The sequence below is a fragment of the Pseudomonas sp. PSKL.D1 genome, from assembly GCF_028898945.1.
Taxonomy (GTDB): domain Bacteria; phylum Pseudomonadota; class Gammaproteobacteria; order Pseudomonadales; family Pseudomonadaceae; genus Aquipseudomonas.
Map to the genome: position 1 here is coordinate 3,980,917 of NZ_CP118607.1, position 19,416 is coordinate 4,000,332.

At 63.8% G+C, this 19,416-nt stretch carries 14 protein-coding genes; 6 read left to right on the forward strand and 8 right to left on the reverse strand.

Translation table 11 applies throughout. The features are described from left to right. Positions 1-2 precede the first annotated feature (2 nt). Complete coding sequence (locus PVV54_RS17565) at positions 3-719, forward strand: glycerophosphodiester phosphodiesterase (RefSeq protein ID WP_274906481.1); 717 nt, start codon at positions 3-5, stop codon at positions 717-719. A 48-nt stretch (positions 720-767) separates the two neighbouring features. On the opposite strand, the gene sthA is transcribed toward PVV54_RS17565, so the two are convergent. From sthA to PVV54_RS17580, 3 genes are all read right to left on the reverse strand, one after another. Continuing rightward, positions 768-2,162, reverse strand: coding sequence for a Si-specific NAD(P)(+) transhydrogenase (gene sthA / locus PVV54_RS17570; RefSeq protein ID WP_274906482.1), 1,395 nt, complete (start codon positions 2,160-2,162; stop codon positions 768-770). A gap of 203 nt (positions 2,163-2,365) precedes the next feature. After that, positions 2,366-3,364 carry an FAD:protein FMN transferase gene (locus PVV54_RS17575; protein ID WP_274906483.1) on the reverse strand — a complete coding sequence of 333 codons (999 nt, stop codon included), beginning with the start codon at positions 3,362-3,364 and terminating at the stop codon, positions 2,366-2,368. A 171-nt stretch (positions 3,365-3,535) separates the two neighbouring features. Continuing rightward, on the reverse strand, positions 3,536-4,999 hold the full coding sequence (locus PVV54_RS17580) for a glyceraldehyde-3-phosphate dehydrogenase (RefSeq protein WP_274906484.1): 1,464 nt from the start codon (positions 4,997-4,999) through the stop codon (positions 3,536-3,538). Between the two features lie 168 nt (positions 5,000-5,167). Here PVV54_RS17580 and mfd point away from each other — a divergent pair, with 168 nt between their 5' ends. Genes mfd through PVV54_RS17595 form a run of 3 tightly spaced genes read left to right on the forward strand, consistent with a single transcriptional unit; the run spans position 5,168 to position 12,503 of the window. Beyond that, positions 5,168-8,617 carry a transcription-repair coupling factor gene (gene mfd, locus PVV54_RS17585; RefSeq protein ID WP_274906485.1) on the forward strand — a complete coding sequence of 1,150 codons (3,450 nt, stop codon included), beginning with the start codon at positions 5,168-5,170 and terminating at the stop codon, positions 8,615-8,617. Between the two features lie 9 nt (positions 8,618-8,626). After that, positions 8,627-9,199, forward strand: coding sequence for a CsiV family protein (locus PVV54_RS17590; RefSeq protein WP_274906486.1), 573 nt, complete (start codon positions 8,627-8,629; stop codon positions 9,197-9,199). Between the two features lie 4 nt (positions 9,200-9,203). Then, entirely contained in the window at positions 9,204-12,503 is a 3,300-nt protein-coding gene (locus tag PVV54_RS17595; RefSeq protein ID WP_274906487.1) for a DEAD/DEAH box helicase, read from the forward strand. Between the two features lie 151 nt (positions 12,504-12,654). On the opposite strand, the gene nagZ is transcribed toward PVV54_RS17595, so the two are convergent. Beyond that, positions 12,655-13,653, reverse strand: a complete 999-nt coding sequence (gene nagZ / locus PVV54_RS17600; RefSeq protein WP_274910455.1) for a beta-N-acetylhexosaminidase — start codon at positions 13,651-13,653, stop codon at positions 12,655-12,657. Positions 13,654-13,728: 75 nt separating this feature from the next. After that, positions 13,729-14,436: a TetR/AcrR family transcriptional regulator gene (locus tag PVV54_RS17605; RefSeq protein WP_274906488.1), complete on the reverse strand. Its 708-nt coding sequence runs from the start codon at positions 14,434-14,436 to the stop codon at positions 13,729-13,731. A gap of 217 nt (positions 14,437-14,653) precedes the next feature. Between PVV54_RS17605 and lexA the strand changes: the two genes are divergently transcribed. Then, positions 14,654-15,262 (forward strand): transcriptional repressor LexA, encoded by a 609-nt coding sequence (gene lexA / locus PVV54_RS17610; RefSeq protein ID WP_274906489.1) that lies wholly within the window; start codon positions 14,654-14,656, stop codon positions 15,260-15,262. 13 nt (positions 15,263-15,275) lie between these two features. Beyond that, positions 15,276-15,752, forward strand: a complete 477-nt coding sequence (gene sulA, locus PVV54_RS17615; protein WP_274906490.1) for an SOS-induced cell division inhibitor SulA — start codon at positions 15,276-15,278, stop codon at positions 15,750-15,752. Between the two features lie 37 nt (positions 15,753-15,789). Here the strand turns inward: sulA and PVV54_RS17620 are convergent, their stop codons facing one another. The 3 genes from PVV54_RS17620 to topA all read right to left on the reverse strand — a co-directional run bounded on the left by PVV54_RS17620 (position 15,790) and on the right by topA (position 19,367). Further along, complete coding sequence (locus PVV54_RS17620) at positions 15,790-16,023, reverse strand: hypothetical protein (RefSeq protein ID WP_054883489.1); 234 nt, start codon at positions 16,021-16,023, stop codon at positions 15,790-15,792. 50 nt (positions 16,024-16,073) lie between these two features. Continuing rightward, positions 16,074-16,589, reverse strand: coding sequence for a DUF6586 family protein (locus PVV54_RS17625; protein ID WP_274906491.1), 516 nt, complete (start codon positions 16,587-16,589; stop codon positions 16,074-16,076). A gap of 168 nt (positions 16,590-16,757) precedes the next feature. Continuing rightward, positions 16,758-19,367, reverse strand: a complete 2,610-nt coding sequence (gene topA / locus PVV54_RS17630) for a type I DNA topoisomerase (RefSeq protein ID WP_274906492.1) — start codon at positions 19,365-19,367, stop codon at positions 16,758-16,760. Positions 19,368-19,416: the final 49 nt, after the last annotated feature.

Genomic DNA, 19,416 nt, shown 5'->3' on the forward strand with positions numbered 1-19,416 from the left:
ACGTGACCCTGATCTACGGCCACCGCGGCGCCAAGGGCGAAGCACCCGAAAATACCCTGAAAAGCTTCCAGCAGTGCCTGGCCCACGGCGTCAACCGCTGTGAACTGGACCTGCACCTGTCAGCCGACAATGAGCTGATGGTGATCCACGACCCTACCCTCAAACGCACAACCGGCCGGCGTGGCAAGGTGGTGGAGCACCCGGCGGCGGAGCTGGTGAAGATCGACGCCCGCAAAGGCGGCCCGGGGCACGTGCACCCCTGCCCGATCCCGACACTGGAAGAGCTGTTCGAAAAATGCGCCTTCGAGCACTGGCAACTGGAGGTCAAGAGCGCGTCGCGCACCCGCGCCGCCACCACCGTGCTGGCCATTCGCGAACTGGCGGTGAAACATGGCTTGCTGGACAAGGTGACCATCACCTCCAGCTCCCGCGAGGTGTTGGGCGCTGCGCTGGAACTGGTGCCGGACGTCAAGCGCGGGCTGGTCGCCGAGTATGCCTGGCTCGACCCGCTGAAGGTCGCGCAAAACTACGGCTGTGAAATGCTGGCATTGAACTGGACGCTGTGCACCCCCGAGCGCCTGCTTAAAGCGCAGGGCCAGGGTTTGCATGTGTCGGTGTGGACGGTCAACGAACCGGCACTGATGCGCCGGCTCGCTGACTTTGGCGTGGACAGCCTGATTACAGACTTTCCCGGTTTGGCCAAGACCACCCTCGGGTAGGGCTGAAATCGGTCTCCCCGACCGGCTCAGGCCACCGGCCGGAGCCGCTTAAAAAAGCCGGTTCAGGCCGTCGTAGGCAGCTACCCGATAGGCTTCGGCCATGGTCGGGTAGTTGAAGGTGGTGTTGACGAAGTACTTCAGGTTATTCAGCTCGCCCGGCTGGTTCATGATCGCCTGGCCGATGTGCACGATCTCCGAAGCCTGGTAGCCGAAGCAGTGCACGCCAAGGATTTCCAGGGTTTCACGGTGGAACAGGATTTTCAGCATGCCTTGCGGCTCGCCGGCAATCTGCGCACGCGCCATGCTCTTGAAGAACGCCTTGCCCACCTCATACGGCACCTTGGCCTGGGTCAGCTCCTGCTCGTTCTTGCCGATCGAGCTGATCTCCGGGATGGTGTAGATGCCGGTCGGCACGTCGTTGACGAAGCGCCAGCTGCCATTGTCGACAATGCTGCCCGCCGCCGAGCGGCCCTGGTCGTGGGCGGCACTGGCCAGGCTTGGCCAGCCGATCACGTCACCTGCACCGTAGATGTTCGGCACGCTGGTGCGGTAGGCCTCGTCGACCTCGATCTGGCCACGGCTGTTGACCTTGATGCCGATGTTTTCCAGGCCCAGCTGGTCGGTGTTGCCGGTACGGCCGTTGCACCACAGCAAGGCGTCGGCCTTGATCTTCTTGCCTGACTTCAGGTGCAGGATCACCCCGTTCTCCAGCCCCTCAACCCGCTCGTACTCCTCGTTGTGGCGTACGGTGATGTTGTTGTTGCTGAAGTGGTAGCTCAGGGCCTGGGAAATTTCCGAGTCCAGGAAGCTCAGCAGCTGGCCACGGTTGTCGACCAGCTCCACCAGCACGCCGAGGCCGCTGAAGATCGAGGCGTATTCGCAACCGATCACGCCGGCACCATAGACGATCAGCTTGCGCGGGGTGTGGCTCAGGCTGAGGATGGTGTCGCTGTCGTAGACGCGCGGGTGATGGAAGTCGATGTCGGCCGGGCGGTACGGGCGCGAACCGGTGGCAATGATGATGTGCTTGGCGTTGAGTTTTTCCACCACGCCGTTGGGGCACACCACTTCGACGGTTTGCTCGTCGGCGAAGCTGCCGGTGCCGAAGAACACGTCAACGCGGTTGCGGGCGTAGTAGCCGGTGCGCGAGGCCACCTGCTTGGAAATCACCTTCTCGGCGCTTTTGAGCACATCCGGGAACGAGAACCAGCGCGGCTCGCCAATGGCCCGGAACATCGGGTTGGTGTTGAACTGCATGATCTGCCGCACCGAGTGACGCAGTGCCTTGGACGGGATAGTGCCCAGGTGGGTGCAGTTGCCCCCGACCTGGCGACGGCTGTCGACCATCGCCACCTTGCGCCCTGCTTTGGCGGCGTTCATTGCCGCACCTTCCCCTGCCGGGCCGGAACCCAGCACCACTACGTCGTAGTTGTAGACAGCCATGCGTACTCCTTCAGAACTGGCCCGCTGGCCACGGTCGCCGCGGGACTCGATCATGCCGCCGGGGCGCCATGAGAAAATTCGGGTGCAGTCTAATCAAGCGTGAACGCCGCGCACATTAACCCTTGGTCGCGTCGTAGGCCAACTTTGCCTGCACTACATGTCGTTCACCAGCTCCCTGGTGGCGATCATCCCTGCCTGCGCTTTCACTCGCCTTTCACCGCCCGTTCGAACGCGGGCGTAGCTCGGGAGACGAAGCCACCCTCGGCCCGAGTCACCAATACCGCCGCCAGTTCGTGGGCCACGGCAAAATCCCAGCCCGCTTGCGGCCCAAGGATCAGCAACAGGGTCGAATAGCCATCAGCCAGCAGTGCGGAACGGTCAAGCACCGTCACTGCCGCCAGGTCGTGCTGCACCGGGCGCCCGAGGCGGGCATCGAAGGTGTGCGAATAGCGCCGGCCATTCTGCTCGAAATAGTGGCGATAGTCACCCGAGGTCGAAACGGCCAGGCCATCGACCGGGAAGATTTGCCGGGCGACCTGGCGGTCTTCGCGGGGCAATTCCACGGCAATGCGCCAGGGGCTGCCGTCGGGTTTGTGGCCCACCGCCTTGAGTTCACCCGTAGCTTCGGCCACGAAACTGGCCACGCCCATGGCGCGCAGGCGCTCGGCGATCAGGTCGACGGCATGGCCGGCGGCAATGCTGTTGAAGTCCAGTTGCACCGGGGCGTCCTTGCACAAGGCCTGGCCGTCGATGCGCAGGTGCTGGTAGCCCACGCGCTGGCGGGCCTGGGCCAGGGCTTGCGGGTCAGGCACGTGTTCTTCGCGCGCTTGCGGGCCGAAGCCCCAGAGGTCGAGCAATGGTTCGACGGTAAGGTCGAAGGCGCCATCACTCATGTCGGACAGGTGCTGGCCGAGGGTGACCAGTTCAAGCATATCGGGCGGCAGGGCCAGGCACTGGTTGGCGGGGAGCTGGTTGAACTGGCTGACGGTGGAGTCGTCGCGGTAGGTGGAATAGTGCTGGTCGATGTTCTGGAGGATGGTTTCGACTGCGGCTTGCACCTGGGCCGGTGCCGGGCCGCCGGGTTCGCGCACGTACTGGATGCTGTAGCTGCTGCCCATGGTCGGGCCGCCCAGGCGCTCCAGGGTGGGGCCCTGGTTGCAGGCGGTGAGGAGCATGAGGATGGGTAGCAGAGTTTTGCGCAAGGGGATGGGGTCTCGGTTGCCTGTGCGGCCTCATCGCGGATAAATCCGCTCCTACAAGGGTAGGTGTAGGAGCGGATTTATCCGCGATGGGGCCCGCACAGACATCACAAATGCCGGGCAAAAAAAACGGGAACCCGAAGGTTCCCGTTTCTTCAACACTTTACAAGCGTATCAGCGTGGAAACGCTGGCGGGTTCACACCGGCCATGTCTTCCATCACGCGAACCACCTGGCAGCTGTAACCGAACTCGTTGTCGTACCAAACGTACAGGACAACGCGGTTATCGTTGGCGATGGTCGCTTCGGCGTCAACCACTCCGGCGTGGCGCGAGCCGACGAAGTCGGTCGAAACCACTTCCTGCGAGCTTACGTAGTCGATCTGCTTGTGCAGTTCGGAGTGCATGGCGGTCTGGCGCAGGTACTCGTTGATCTCGTCGCGGCTGGTGGCCTTCTCGAGGTTCAGGTTGAGGATGGCCATGGACACGTTCGGCGTCGGTACGCGAATCGCGTTGCCGGTCAGCTTGCCCTTGAGCACTGGCAGTGCCTTGGCGGCAGCAGTGGCAGCACCGGTTTCGGTGATGACCATGTTCAGCGGCGCGGCGCGGCCACGACGGCTGCCCTTGTGGAAGTTGTCGATCAGGTTCTGGTCGTTGGTGAACGAGTGAACGGTTTCGACGTGGCCGTTGACGATGCCGTACTGGTCGTTGATGGCCTTGAGCACCGGCACGATGGCGTTGGTGGTGCAGGACGCCGCCGAGATGATCTTGTCATCGGCCGCGATGTCGCCGTGGTTGATGCCGTGCACGATGTTCTTCAGCGCGCCCTTGCCAGGTGCGGTGAGGATCACGCGGGCAGCGCCCGGGCAGGCCAGGTGCTGGCCCAGGCCATCAGCGTCACGCCATACACCGGTGTTGTCGACGATCAGGGCATTCTCGATGCCGTACTGGGTGTAGTCGACTTCGCTCGGGCTCTTGGCGTAGATGATCTGGATCAGGTTGCCGTTGGCGGTCAGGGTGTTGTTGGCTTCATCGATGGTGATGGTGCCATCGAACGGGCCGTGCACCGAGTCACGACGCAGCAGGCTGGCGCGCTTGACCAGGTCGTTTTCGGCGCCTTTGCGCACAACGATGGCACGCAGGCGCAGGCCGTCGCCACCACCGGTTTTTTCGATCAGGATGCGCGCCAGCAGGCGGCCGATGCGGCCGAAGCCGTACAGCACAACGTCGGTGCCTTTGCGCGCCGAAGCGTTCTGCTGGCCAACCACGTCGGCCAGCTCTTCACGTACGAACTGCTCGGCAGTGCGGCCGTTGCCTTCCTGCTTGAACTTGTTGGCCAGCTTGCCCAGGTCGACCGAAGCGGCGCCCAGTTTCAGCTCGCTCATGGCCTTGAGCAGGGGGAATGTCTCGTGGACGGACAGTTCGGTCTCGTCGGTTTGACGGTGACGCGCAAAGCGGTGGGCTTTGAGGATCGAGATAACCGAACGGTTGATCAGGCTGCGGCCATAAATCGAGCTCACCACGTTGTTGTTGCGGTAGAGCTGACCGATAAGCGGGATCATCGCTTCAGCAAGAGCTTCACGATCAATCCACTCACCAAGACACTGGTCGGGCTTCTGAGTCACGGGAACCTTCCACATGTAGGGGTAGAAAAAAGGGGCTACATTATGACGCCCCGACGCGTAACCGGCAATGAGCGCCTGTCGCTGCAGCCAAAGCCTGTGCTCACGCCCTTTCCGAGCCTGACAGCAGGCAGCCGCACCGGTACAATCGATCTCTTTGCCGCAACGCTTGGAGTGCAATCTCCCGTGTCAGTTCTGCGCCTACCGCAAATGTCGGCCACGGCCGGCAAACAAACCTGGGGCAACCTGCCCGGTGCCGCCCTCAGCCTGGCCATCGCCGAGGCCGCCAGCAACGCTGGCCGCTTCACCCTGCTGCTGACCGCCGACAGCCAGGCCGCCGACCGTCTGGAACAAGAGCTGCGGTTCTTCGCGCCGGAACTGCCGGTGCTGCCGTTCCCGGATTGGGAAACCCTGCCCTACGACCTGTTCTCGCCGCATCAGGACATCATTTCCCAGCGCATCGCCAGCCTTTACCGGCTGCCCGAGCTGAGCCACGGCATTTTGGTGGTGCCGATCACCACGGCCCTGCACCGCCTGGCGCCCACGCGCTTTTTGCTGGGCAGCAGCCTGGTGCTGGACGTGGGCCAGACCATCGACGTGGAACAGATGCGCACACGCCTGGAAGCCAGCGGCTACCGGTGTGTCGACACCGTATACGAGCATGGCGAATTCGCCGTGCGCGGGGCGCTGATCGACCTGTTCCCGATGGGCAGCAAGCTGCCCTACCGCATCGACCTGTTCGATGACGAAATCGAAACCCTGCGCACCTTCGACCCGGAGACCCAGCGCTCCATCGACAAGGTCGACTCGATCCGCCTGCTGCCGGCGCGCGAGTTCCCCATGCAGAAGGAAGAGGTAACGCGCTTCAAGGCCCGTTTCCGCGAGCGCTTCGACGTGGACTTCCGCCGCAGTGCGATCTTCCAGGACCTGACCAGCGGCATCATCCCCGCCGGTATCGAGTACTACCTGCCGCTGTTCTTCGAAGACACCTCCACCCTGTTCGACTACCTGCCCAGCGACACGCAGGTGTTCTCGTTGCCGGGCGTGGAACAGGCCGCCGAGCACTTCTGGAACGACGTGCGCGGGCGCTATGAAGAGCGCCGTGGCGACCTGAGCCGCCCGCTGCTGCCACCCGCGGAATTGTTCCTGCCGGTAGAAGACTGCTTCGCCCAGCTCAAGCAATGGCCACGGGTGGTGGTGAGCGCCGACGATCTGGAGCCCGGCGTGGGCCGCGAGCGCTTCCCGGCCCGCGCCCTGCCCAACCTGGCCATCGAGGCCAAGGCCAACCAGCCACTGGCCGCACTGGCCGAGTTCCTCGACCAGTTCCAGGGCCGCGTGCTGTTCACCGCCGAATCCGCCGGCCGGCGCGAGGTGCTGCTGGAGCTGCTCGAGCGCCTGAAGCTGCGCCCGCACACGGTCGAAGGCTGGGCCGACTTCATCACCGGCAACGCGCGGCTGGCCATCACCATCGCCCCGCTCGACGACGGCCTGGTGCTCGACAACCCGGCCATTGCCCTGGTGGCCGAAAGCCCGCTGTTCGGCCAGCGCGTGATGCAGCGCCGACGCCGCGAGAAGCGCGGCGAGGCGGCCAACGACGCGGTCATCAAAAACCTCACCGAGCTGCGCGAAGGCGCGCCGGTGGTGCACATCGACCATGGCGTGGGCCGCTACCTGGGCCTGGCCACGCTGGAAATCGACGGCCAGGCCGCCGAGTTCCTGACCCTGGAATACGCCGAGGGCGCCAAGCTGTACGTGCCGGTGGCCAACCTGCACCTGATCGCCCGCTACACCGGCAGCGATGACGCCCTGGCCCCACTGCACCGCCTGGGCTCCGAAACCTGGCAGAAGGCCAAGCGCAAGGCTGCCGAACAGGTGCGCGACGTGGCCGCCGAGCTGCTCGACATCTATGCCCGCCGCGCCGCCCGCAAGGGCTATGCCTTCGCCGACCCAACTGCCGATTACGCCACCTTCAGTGCCGGCTTCCCGTTCGAGGAAACCCCCGACCAGCAAGCGGCCATCGAAGCGGTGCGCGAGGATATGCTGGCGCCCAAGCCGATGGACCGCCTGGTGTGTGGCGACGTCGGCTTTGGCAAAACCGAAGTGGCCATGCGCGCGGCCTTCATTGCCGTGCACAGCGGCCGCCAGGTGGCGGTGCTGGTGCCGACTACCCTGCTGGCCCAGCAGCACTACAACAGCTTCCGCGACCGCTTCGCCGACTGGCCGGTGACCGTGGAGGTGATGAGCCGCTTCAAGTCGGCCAAGGATATTTCAACCGCCGCCGCGGAGCTGGCCGAAGGCAAGATCGACATCCTGATCGGCACCCACAAGCTGCTGCAGGACGACGTGCGCTTCAAGGACCTGGGCCTGGCCATCATCGACGAAGAGCACCGTTTTGGCGTACGCCAGAAGGAACAGCTCAAGGCCCTGCGCAGCGAGGTGGATATCCTGACGCTGACCGCAACGCCGATTCCGCGCACGCTCAACATGGCGGTGGCCGGCATGCGCGACCTGTCGATCATCGCCACCCCGCCGGCGCGCCGGCTGTCGGTGCGCACCTTCGTCATGGAGCAGAACAAGAGCACGGTCAAAGAGGCCCTGCTGCGTGAGCTGCTGCGCGGCGGCCAGGTGTACTACCTGCACAACGATGTGAAAACCATCGAAAAATGCGCCGCCGACCTCGCCGAACTGGTACCGGAAGCGCGCATCGGCATCGGCCACGGGCAGATGCGCGAGCGCGAGCTGGAACAGGTGATGAGCGACTTCTACCACAAGCGCTTCAACGTGCTGATCGCCTCGACCATCATCGAAACCGGCATCGACGTGCCCAGCGCCAACACCATCGTCATCGAGCGTGCCGACAAGTTCGGCCTGGCCCAGCTGCACCAGCTGCGTGGCCGGGTTGGCCGCAGCCACCACCAGGCCTACGCCTACCTGCTGACGCCACCGCGCCAGCAGATCAGCGCCGATGCCGAAAAGCGCCTGGAAGCCATCGCCAACACCCAGGACCTGGGCGCAGGCTTTGTGCTGGCCACCAACGACCTGGAAATCCGTGGCGCGGGCGAGCTGCTGGGCGAAGGCCAGAGCGGCCAGATCCAGGCGGTGGGCTTTACCCTGTACATGGAAATGCTCGAACGGGCGGTCAAGGCCATCCGCAAGGGCACCCAACCGAACCTTGAGCAACCGCTGGGCGGCGGCCCGGAGATCAACCTGCGCCTGCCGGCGCTGATCCCCGAGGACTACCTGCCCGATGTGCACGCACGCCTGATCCTCTACAAACGCATCGCCTCGGCAGCCGACGAAGAAGGCCTCAAAGACCTGCAGGTAGAAATGATCGACCGCTTCGGCCTGCTGCCCGAGCCGACCAAGAACCTCATGCGCCTGACCCAGCTCAAGCTGCACGCGGAAAAGCTCGGCATCAAGAAAGTCGATGCCGGCCCCAACGGCGGCAAGCTGGAGTTCGAGGCCGAAACCCCGGTCGACCCGCTGACCTTGATCAAGCTGATCCAGGGCCAGCCCAAACGTTACAAGTTCGAAGGCGCGACCCAGTTCCGCTTCCTGGTGCCGATGGAACGCCCCGACGAACGCTTCAACACCCTGGAGGCGCTGTTCGAGCGCCTGACCCCACAGCCTGCTTGAGGAAGACCCATGCGTGCCATCCGTTGCCTGACCCTGCTGCTGGCGCTGTTTGCGCCGGCCGCCTTTGCCGAAGGGATGTATCAGGTGGAAATGATCCTGGTACGGCAAAATGCCGTGCCGGCCGTCACCAGCCCGTTCGCCCCGGAAGACTGGAGCGCCGGCGCCCCGCGCCTGGAGAAAAACGCCGAGCGCCGCGTGGCGCTGGAAGATGAAGTGACCCGCCTGCAGGCCACCCCGAACTACACCGTGCTGATGCACAAGGCCTGGCAGCAGCAGGTTGGCAGTGAACCAAGCCGTATCGCCCTGGGCGACGGTGACGAACGGTTCGGCCACTTCCCCATCGAGGGCAACCTGAGCATCACCGAGGGCCGCTTCATTGCCGTGGAAGCCAATTTCTGGCTCAACCAGCTCGACGGCAACGGCAACGTGCTGCAAAGCGAGCAGTTCAAGCAGAGCAACAGCAACATGAAACGCGGCCAGCTGACCTTCCTGGATGGCGGGCACCTGGCAGTGCTGCTGAAAGTGACGGAGCAGGGTGCACCGAAGATGCCGGTGATGGACCCGGAGATGATGGAGCAGTAACGCAATGAGCCGCGACGCGCCCCAACTGCTGCGCGAGAACTCCAGTTGGACAAGGTCTTTCAACACGGCATTCCTGCAACGCGCCGCGCGCTACGCCGAGGAAGGCAGGGTGGTGATCGAGTCGTGCCGCGGGCCGTTCGTGGAGTCCAGTTGCCGGGGTTCGCAGGGCAACGTCTACCAACAAAGCATCAGCCTGAGCCAGGCTGGCGGCCGCTGTCACGTGCGTGGGTTGTGCACCTGCCCGGTCGGGCAGAACTGCAAACACTGCGCCGCTGCGTTATACCACCTGTGCAAAGCCGATACCGACTCGGACGATGCGCTGCCCGCCGACCTGCAGCACTGGCTCAATGGCCTGCAACAACCTGCGCCAGCGCCTGGCGATACCGAAGACAAGCGTGGGCGCATGGTCTGCTATCAGCTGAAATTGACCGATGGCCCCGGCTGCGCCCTGTTGGTACGCAAAGGCACGCGCGAGGAAAACGGGATACGTTACAGCCGCGTGCAGTCGCTGTATGAGTTGCTGTACGAGCCCCCACGCTTCGTCAAAGAGCAGGACCTGCGCATCCTGCGCCTGCTCTCGGCGCAGAACCAGAGCGGCGGCCAGGACCGCGGCTACCCCCTCAAGGGCCAGGAAGGCGGCGAATTGCTGCAGCGCGCCGTGGAAACCGGGCGCATGATGTTCGACGAAGCCATGCCCCTGCTGCGTGAAGGTGCCGCCCGCACTGCCGAGTTTCGCTGGGTGCGCCAGGACGACGGCAACTATCGCGGCCTGTGGTATCACGGTGATGAGCACCTGCGCTGCGTGATTGGATTACTGCCGCTTTACTATTTCGACTTCCTGACCAGCGAGATAGGCAAGGTCAACCATGGTCTTGACCCCCACATTGCCCTGCAATTGACACTGGCGCCCGACGTGCCGGAACACCTGATCGTCCCCCTCAGCCACAAGCTCAACGCCCTGAACCACCAACTGCCGACACCGACGACCTTGGACGAACAGCTCATCAACGATATCCCGCCCAAGCCGCACCTCACCCTCGGCAGCCTCGAATTCAGCGCCTACATGCCCAAGACCGGGCGCATGCAGCGCCAGATGCAGCACCGCGCCGCCTTGTCGTTCGATTACGACGGCATGCGTGCCATCGGCAACGATGAAAAGCCCCTGGCCCGCCTGGTGGGCAGCACCAGCCAGCGCATCCGCCGCCAGCCACAGGCTGAGCAGGCGCTGCGCAAGACCTTGCGTGACCTGGGCTTCAAGCCCGCCACCCGGCAGAGCAAGGCACTGCCCGACAGCGCCGGCGACATGCTCCAGTTGCCGGACGACGAAGCCTGGCTGCGCTTTGCCCGCGATGGTTTGGCGCAGTTGCGTGAAGCTGGCTGGGAAATCGACATCCATCGCGACTTTGCCTTCAATCTGCAAGAGGTCGACGACTGGTACGCCAGCATCGACGAATCGCCCGGCCACGAATGGTTCGACCTGGAGCTGGGCATCGTGGTCGAGGGCCAGCGTCACAGCCTGCTGCCCATCGTTCTGCAGTTGCTGCGCAGCAACCCGGAGCTGCTGCGCCCCAGCGAACTGGCCCGGCGCAGCGATGACGAACACCTGCTGATCGACCTTAACCGCGGGCGCCAGGATGCCCCGGCCTTGCGCGTCGCCCTGCCCTACGGCCGCATCAAGGCGGTGATGGGCACCCTGGGCGAACTGTACCTGCACGAAGATGCCGCAGGCCCTGCGCTGCGCATGGACCGCGCCGACGCGGCACGCCTTAACGACATCGACCACCTGCCGCTGCACTGGGAAGGCGGCGAGCACCTGCGCGACCTCGGCCGCCGCCTGCGCGATGCCCGCGACCTGCAGGTTGCGCCGCCCACCGCCCTCAACGCCACCTTGCGCCCCTACCAGCAACAAGGCCTTAACTGGCTGCAGGCCCTGCGCGAAATGGGCACCGGCGGGATTCTGGGTGATGACATGGGCCTGGGCAAAACCCTGCAAACCCTCGCCCACCTGCTGCTGGAAAAACAGACCGGTAACCTGGCCCACCCGGCCCTGGCCGTGATGCCCACCAGCCTGGTGCCCAACTGGCTGGACGAAGCCCAGCGCTTTGCCCCCGACCTGCGCGTGCTGGCCTTGCACGGCCCCGCCCGCAGCAAGCACTTCGCCAAGCTGCATGAATACGACCTGGTGCTGACCACCTACGCCCTGGTGCCACGCGACCTTGAGCACCTGCGCGCCCAACCCTGGAGCGTGCTGGTGCTGGACGAGGCGCAGAACATCAAAAGCAGTACCAGCAAGGCAGCACTCGCTGTGTGCGAACTGACTGCCAACCAGCGCATCTGCCTGACCGGCACCCCGATGGAAAACAACCTGGGCGAGCTGTGGTCAATCTTCCACTTCCTGATGCCCGGCTGGCTGGGCGACAGCAAGCGCTTCACCCAGGAATACCGCACCCCCATTGAACGTCATGGCGACAGTGAGCGGCTGGCCCATCTGGTGAGCCGCATCCGCCCGTTCCTGCTGCGACGCACCAAGGAACAGGTGGCCACCGACCTGCCGGCCAAGACCGAAATGGTGTACTGGGTAGACCTGAGCGACGCCCAGCGTGACACCTACGAAGCCGTGCGGGTGGCCATGGACAAGAAAGTGCGCGACGAAATTGCCCGCAACGGGGCCGCGCGCAGCCAGATCGTGATCCTCGACGCCCTGCTCAAGCTGCGCCAGGTGTGTTGCGACCTGCGCCTGGTCAAAGGCGTGGAAACCAAAGGCAACCAGGCCGACAAAGGCAAGCTGGGCGCGCTGCTGGAAATGCTCGAAGAGCTGCTTGGCGAAGGCCGCCGGGTGCTGCTGTTCTCGCAGTTCACCTCGATGCTGGCACTGATCGAGCAGGAACTGGAAAAGCGCGGGGTCCGTTACAGCCTGCTGACCGGCGACACCCGCGACAGGCGGGCACCGGTGAAAGCGTTCCAGCAAGGTGACAGCGAAGTGTTCCTGATCAGCCTCAAGGCCGGTGGCACGGGCCTGAACCTGACGGCGGCCGATACGGTGATCCACTTCGACCCCTGGTGGAACCCGGCCAGCGAAAACCAGGCGACCGACCGTGCCTACCGTATTGGGCAGGACAAGCCGGTGTTCGTGTTCAAGCTGATCACGCGCGGGACGGTTGAAGAGAAGATCCAGCAGTTGCAGCAAGAGAAAGCGGCGCTGGCGGCGAGTTTGCTGGACGGCGGGCAGGCCGGGCAGTGGCGGCTGGGGGATGAGGAGATTGAAGCGCTGTTTGCGCCGCTGCCGGGGAAGCGTGGGCGGTGATTGTTTCCCAGGGCGCATGCCTTCAGCGTTTGCCTGCCAGATCGAGCGCCGCTGGCGCGGCGCATCGCGGATAAATCCGCTCCTACAAGCCGTGTGCAATCCTGTAGGAGCGGATTTATCCGCGATGCGCCGCGCCAGCGGCGCTTGATCTTCAATCCACCAACTGCGCCTCTTTCAACGCCCCCAACGCCTCCAGCCACCGCGGCTGCGCACGGTAATCCGTGCTGGCAAAGCCCTGCCCCCGCATCCGCGCAATGCGCGGCGATGGCGATACCTTCAACCGCTGTGCCGCGCTCAGCGCCAGCTCAGCAGCCGCCCGGTCATTGCACACCAGGCCCATGTCACAACCCGCGCTCAACGCTGCCTCGATGCGATTGGCCGCATCACCCACCACATGCGCCCCGGCCATGGACAGGTCATCACTGAAGATCACCCCGTCAAAGCCCAGCTCGCCGCGCAAAATGCCCTGCAACCAGCGGCGGGAGAAACCAGCGGGCTGATTGTCGACCTGCGGGTAGATCACATGCGCCGGCATCACCGCCGCCAACTGCCCGCTCAGGCGGGTGAAGGGCACTAGGTCGGCCTGGCGCAATTGATCAAGGTTGCGCTCGTCCACCGGGATGGCCACGTGCGAGTCAGCTTCGGCCCAGCCATGGCCCGGGAAATGTTTGCCACAGGCAGCCATGCCCGCGGCGTTCATGCCGCGAATGAAGGCGCCGGCCAACTGCGTGGCGCGCTCGGGGTTACCCTCGAACGCACGGCTGCCCACCACGGCGCTGCGCTGGTGATCCAGGTCGAGCACCGGCGCGAAGCTGAGGTCCAGGCCAACCGCCAGCACCTCGGTGGCCATCAGCCAGCCGCACTGCTCGGCCAGGTACTCGGCGTTGGCGTTGTCAGCGATGGCGCGCATGGCCGGCAGGCGCACAAAGCCCTGGCGCAGGCGCTGAACGCGCCCGCCTTCCTGGTCGACAGCAAGAATGAGGTCCGGCCGGATGGCACGAATGGATGCACACAGCTCGCGCACCTGGCGCGGGCTGTCGATGTTGCGGGCGAAGATGATCAGGCCGGCCACTTCCGGCTGGCGCAGGAGGTGGCGGTCCTCGGCGGTCAGCCAGTGGCCGGCGATATCCACCATCAGGGAGCCTTGCAGGCTGGCGGTCATAGCGAATCCTTGATTACAGGCAAGGGCGCTAGCTTAGCCGAAGCGCCCTGCCCCGCCCAGCCTTCAGGCCTTGGCGGTGGCGCTGCCCGACTTGCTGCGCGGGCGCAGCTGGGCGCTGGCCATGGCCGCGTCGGTAACGCCACTGTCGGCACGCATGCCCGCCGCCAGGAATGGCACCATCAGGCGCATCACCTGTTCGATCGAGGTGTTGATGCCAAAGTCGGTCTCGGCAATTGCCCGCAGCGCCTTGATGCCGGACATGCTGAATGCAGCGGCACCCAGCATGAAGTGCACACGCCAGAACAGCTCAAGCGGCGGAATGCGCGGGGCGGCTTCGTTGACCAGCAGCATGTAGCGGCGGAACACCTTGCCGTACATGTCCTCCAGGTAACGCCGCAGGTGGCCCTGGCTCTGGCTGAAGGCCAAACCCAGCAGGCGCATGAAAATCGAGAGGTCGTTATTGCTGCGTGGCTGTACGGCCAGCGCCTGCTCCACCAGCATCTCCAGCAGCTCTTCGAGCGTAGGCTTTTGTTCAGGCTTGGCCTGGCGGCGCTCCAGCTCGCGCTCGAGGCTGGCACAGAACGGCCCGAGGAACCGTGAGAACACAGCCTGAATCAGCGCCTTCTTGGAGCCGAAGTGATAGTTGACCGCAGCCAGGTTGACACCGGCCTTGCTGGTAATCAGCCGCAACGAGGTTTCAGCAAACCCTCTTTCCGCGAACAGCTGCTCGGCAGCATCGAGAATGCGTTCAACGGTTTCCGATTGGGCCATGACTACTCCGCCAGACAAACAGGTGTTTGAAACATACGTTTCAGCCCTGCTTCTGTCAAGGTTCGGTGACCGGGCGGTCGCCATTTAAAAGCGCCAAGTTGCCGGCTGCAAGCGACAAGATGCGTCGATGATGGCTTTTTATTGTCGATCAGCGCTTGCAGCGCATCCAGTACTGTATATAATCCCAGTCACTGTATAAAAAGACAGAGCGCACGCCATGTTGAAACTGACGCCACGCCAAGCCGAAATCCTGGCTTTCATCAAACGTTGCCTGGAAGACAACGGCTTCCCGCCAACGCGCGCCGAAATCGCTCAGGAGCTGGGCTTCAAGTCGCCCAACGCCGCCGAGGAGCACCTCAAGGCCCTGGCGCGCAAAGGCGCCATCGAGATGACCCCGGGCGCTTCGCGCGGCATTCGCATCCCGGGCGTCGAAGCCAAGCCTGACGAAAGCGGCCTGCCAATCATTGGCCGGGTTGCAGCGGGTGCGCCGATCCTCGCCGAGCAGCACATCGAGCAATCTTGCAACATCAATCCCACCTTCTTCCACCCTCCTGCCGACTATCTGTTGCGCGTACACGGCATGAGCATGAAGGACGTCGGCATCTTCGACGGCGACCTGCTGGCAGTGCACACCTGCCGCGAGGCCCGCAACGGCCAGATCGTCGTCGCCCGTATCGGTGACGAGGTGACCGTCAAGCGCTTCAAGCGCGAAGGCAGCAAGGTCTGGCTCATCGCCGAAAACCCCGAGTTCGCCCCCATCGAAGTCGACCTGAAAGAACAGGAGCTGGTGATCGAGGGTTTGAGTGTCGGCGTAATTCGCCGCTGATCCAGGAGGCGTCATGCAGCAGTTCACCCAAGCACATCAACAGGTTCAGCTTCCGCTGTTCGAAGCTTTCCTCGCCCAGCCGGTACTGCCAGGCCTGAAGGCCAGCGCACAACCGCGCAAGAGCAGCCAGCCGGAGCTGTTCAGCGAACTGTCGCTGCGTGGCGCCCCCGAACATTGCCAAAGCCTGCTGGCCCCAGTGCTGCGCGAGCTGAGCGAAGAGCAAGAGGCCCGCTGGTTAACCCTGATCGCCCCGCCCGCCAGCCTGACACAGGCCTGGCTGCGTGATGCCGGCCTCAACCGCGAACGCATCCTGCTGCTGCAACCCAGCGGCAGCCAGAGCGCCCTGCAACTTGCCTGCGAGGCCTTGCGCCTTGGCCGCAGCCACACCGTGGTGAGCTGGCTGGGCAACGTCAATGCCGCGGCACGCCAACAGCTGGTGCGCGCCGCCAGCACCGGAAATGCACAAAGCCTGAACATCCGCCTCGGCTGATGTTCAGGCTTTGCCTGCCACTTAAAAAACTGATGCCTTAGTGCAGCACGCGCGGCCCTTCGTCGCGCTCGAGCTCGCCTTCAACAAGGCGGCCGGCCATTTGCACACCGACACTGAGCATGGCCTTGGCCACTTCAACGTGCTGACCCTGCAGGAACGCCTTGGCGTCTTCCGAGAAATCCAGGGTTACCAGGGAGCCTTCATCCTCGGCGCGACGCAGTTCGATGCGGCCATCGGGCAACTCGACAATTTCCAGAAACGACGTAGACATATAGGGCTGTTCTCCACGAAAGGCCAGCATTGTACCAGCCATGGCGCGCATCAGCACTCACTCAACGCGTCACGGAAACGTCTCACCAGGCCTTTGAGGTTATTTCTCCAGGCTTCCAACTCTTGTCGCGACAGCGCGGGCTGCTCGGGCTCGTCGAGATTGACGGCTTGAATCAGGGGCTGGGTGACGTCGGTTTTCGGCGCCTTTTTCGCGACAGGTGGTCGGAACAAATCGGCATAAGCGCTGACCAGTTGCGCCAGCCAGGTTTCGCGCTGGCGGACCAGTTCGAGCATTTCGGCCACTTCGGGGATGGCGATGTTGTTTAGCGCGTCATCGGCGAGGGCTTGCTCAACTGAACTCACCACGGGCAGGCGATAGAAGCCACCGATTTCATGGCACAGGCCCAGCAGCGCGCCGTAGAGGTGGAACAGTGCTGCCTCGCGCTCGGCCTGGACCAGGCCCTGGGCGTTCATGGCCTGGCTTTGTTCGGCTTTGGCCATGGATTCGAGGGCCAGGCCGGCGAAGAAGAGTTTCTGGTTGGTGCGGGTGTAGAGTTCCTGGGCCATTTCAGATGACCTCCCATGAGCTGCAAGGCGGATGTCCGAATCATAAATGATTGGGGCCGCTTTGCGGCCCATCGCGGATAAAATCCGCTCCTACAGTCGACGCCGGCTTGTAGGAGCGGATTTATCCGCGATGGGCCGCAAAGCGGCCCCAATCACAGCACTGGCAAATCAGCGCTTGTCTTCAACCTTCCACGCATTGCCGTCGTAAAACGCCTTCCACCCCGTCGGCTTGCCGTCCACCTCGGACTGCACGTACTGCTCCTTGGTCTTGCGGCTGTAGCGGATCACCGCCGGGCGGCCGTCCGGGTCTTTTTGTGGGGCTTCGCACAGGAAGTGGTACTTCGGATCGATCTCGTGCTTGTGCGGCACGATCTCCAGCACCAGCGGCGCACGGGTTTCGCGGTTTTTCGGGAACTGGCTGGCCGCCAGGAACAACCCCGAAGCGCCGTCGCGCAACACGTAGGTGTCGTCAACCTTCTCGCACTTGAGCTCCGGCATTTCCACCTTGTCCATCTTCGGTTCCGCCGCCTCGCCGCTCTTGAGCAGCTTGCGGGTGTTCTTGCATGCCGCGTTGGTGCACCCGAAGAACTTGCCGAAACGGCCAGTCTTCAACTGCATCTCGCTGCCGCATTTGTCGCACTCCAGGCTCGGCCCTTCGTAACCCTTGATGCGGTAACTGCCCTCTTCGATCTCGTAACCGGCACAATCCGGGTTGTTACCGCAGATGTGCAGCTTGTGCTTTTCATCCAGCAGGTAGGCATCCATCGCGGTCGCGCAAATCGGGCAACGGTGCTTGCCACGCAACACCAGCGACTCGGACTCACCCTCGTCGTCCGCGGCAATTTCATCGCCCGGCACCAGGTTGACGGTGGCCTTGCAACGCTCTTTCGGCGGCAGGCTGTAGCCCGAGCAGCCCAGGAACACGCCCGTGGACGCGGTACGGATCATCATCGGCCGGCCACATTCCTTGCACGGAATGTTGGTCATGGTCGGCTGGTTGGCACGCATGCCGTTCTCGGCCGACTCGGCGGTCAGCAGCTTCTTGCTGAAGTCGCCGTAGAACTCGTCCAGCACATGCTTCCAGTCGCGCTCGCCCTGGGCCACGTCATCGAGGTTCTCTTCCATCCCGGCGGTAAAGCCGTAGTCCATCAGGTTGGAGAAACTCTCGGACAACCGCTCGGTAACGATGTCGCCCATTTTTTCGGAGTAGAAGCGGCGGTTGTGCAGGGTTACGTAGCCACGGTCCTGGATGGTGGAAATGATCGCCGCATAGGTCGACGGGCGGCCAATACCGCGCTTTTCCATTTCCTTGACCAGGCTGGCTTCGGTGAAGCGAGCCGGTGGCTTGGTGAAGTGCTGGCTCGGGTCGAGCTGGATCAGCTTGAGGCTTTCACCCTGGGCCATTTCCGGCAGCACGTCGTCTTCGCCCGGCTTGCTCTGCTGTGGCAGCACACGGGTGTAACCGTCGAACTTGAGGATGCGGCCTTTGGCACGTAGCTCGAAGTCACCCGCCGCCACGGTCACGCTGGTGGACAGGTATTGCGCCGGCGGCATCTGGCAAGCCAGGAACTGGCGCCAGATCAGTTCGTACAGGCGCTCGGCATCACGCTCCATGCCGCTGAGCTTGGTCGGGTGGGTGTTGACGTCGGAGGGGCGAATCGCCTCGTGCGCCTCCTGGGCGCCCTCCTTGCTGCCGTACACCACTGGCGCTTCAGGCAGGTACTGCTTGCCGAACTCGCGCTCGATGTACTCGCGGGCCATGCCCAGCGCATCGGCCGACAGGTTGGTCGAGTCGGTACGCATGTAAGTGATGTAGCCGGCTTCGTACAAGCGCTGGGCCATCATCATGGTCTTCTTCACCCCGAAGCCCAGGCGGTTGCTCGCTGCCTGCTGCAGGGTGGAGGTGATGAACGGTGCCGACGGCTTGCTGCTGGTCGGGCGATCTTCGCGCTTGACCACGCTGTAGCTGGACGATTTGAGCTTTTCCAGCGCCGCCATGGCCTGGGCTTCGTTCAGCGGCTTGAAGGCCTCGCCCTTCTCGCGCGCCACTTCGAACCGCACCTTGGCGCTTTTGGCGGTGCCGAGGTCGGCGTGCACTTCCCAGTATTCTTCCGGGTTGAACGCGCGGATTTCGCGCTCACGCTCAACCACCAGCTTCACCGCCACCGACTGCACACGGCCGGCCGACAGGCCGCGGGCGATCTTGGCCCACAACAGTGGCGAGACCATGTAACCCACCACGCGATCGAGGAAGCGGCGGGCCTGCTGGGCGTTGACCCGGTCGATGTCCAGCTCGCCCGGCTGGGAGAACGCGTCCTGGATGGCCTTTTTGGTAATTTCGTTGAACACCACGCGCTTGTAGCGGGCGTCGTCACCCCCGATGGCTTCGCGCAGGTGCCAGGCAATGGCTTCCCCTTCGCGATCCAAGTCGGTTGCGAGATAGATGGTGTCGGCATCCTTGGCCAGGCGGCGCAGCTCTTCGATCACCTTTTCCTTGCCGGGCAGGATCTCGTACTTGGCCTTCCAGCCGTGGTCCGGGTCCACACCCATGCGCGCCACCAGCTGGCGACGGGCCTTTTCTTTCGGCGACAGGGCCGGTGCCTCACCCGCAGCCTTGCCGCGCTTGGCAGCAGGTTCTTTGCTGGCGCTGGCCGAACCGCTGGTGGGGAGGTCTCGGATATGGCCGATACTCGACTTCACCACGTACTGGTTGCCCAGGTACTTGTTGATGGTCTTGGCCTTGGCCGGGGATTCCACAATGACCAGCGATTTGCCCATGGATCGGAGTATTCCTGAATCTGAAGATGAAAAACGCGTCAGGTGCCAG